Raw genomic sequence first — 909 nt, forward strand, 5'->3', positions numbered from 1 at the left:
GATGACAGGCAGAAGTCCCTTCTCCAGCGGAATGGTCGGTACACCGCGCTCATAGCGGTCGTGGTAAGTACAGCCCTCGCGGCTGACCGTCACATCCAGCCATTCAGACAATGCGTTGACAACAGATGAGCCAACGCCGTGGAGACCGCCGCTTGTCTTGTAGGCAGAATCATCAAACTTACCTCCGGCGTGGAGGGTTGTAAATACAAGACGCTCCGCGGAAATGCCTTTCTTGTGCATGCCAACAGGGATACCTCGGCCATTATCAGAAACAGTGGCGGAGCCGTCTTTGTTCAATGTCACATGGATCTCACTGCAAAAACCGGCCAGATGCTCGTCCACAGAGTTGTCAACAATCTCATAGACAAGATGGTTCAGGCCCTTGCGGGAGACACTGCCGATGTACATGCCGGGACGCTTGCGGACGGCCTCGAGACCTTCCAGCACGGCAATACTGTCGGCATTATAAGAATTGGTTGGTGCCATAATAAAAAATCCTTTCAAAAAGTGGTGGCCAGATAATGACGAAACATTGTAGTCTTAGAGAACCTATCGATAATCCATTCAAAGCAGGCACGTTCGCACTGCCTGTCACTGGCAGCAGTACATAAGACACTAAAAAACAGTGTCTAAGTACTGGCCGTGACAGAAGCACCTGTTTTGAATGGATTCATCGATAGGTTCATCAGAAGGAAGAGTTATAAAGTTTCGTCATTATCTGTATATATAATTTAATTTCTAGTTGGATTCAGAAATTCCTAATATATATCTTATACCAGAGGAAATGTGAATGTCAAGAAAAAAGAACATATATTCGCAAAAATGTGGCTTATCCAGGCAAAAGCTGATTTTCTGGTTGAATTTCTGCTTATTTTACTATATAGTATAACAAGAGAAGAGGACATATTC

At 45.2% G+C, this 909-nt stretch carries 1 protein-coding gene; it reads right to left on the bottom strand.

Features of this window, described 5'->3' with window-relative positions:
- On the bottom strand, positions 1 to 486 hold a 486-nt coding region (locus WMO25_RS18435), incomplete at its 3' end, for an ATP-binding protein (protein WP_349086713.1).
- Positions 487 to 909: the final 423 nt, after the last annotated feature.

The organism is Coprococcus intestinihominis, assembly GCF_040096555.1.
Classification (GTDB): domain Bacteria; phylum Bacillota; class Clostridia; order Lachnospirales; family Lachnospiraceae; genus Coprococcus_A; species Coprococcus_A intestinihominis.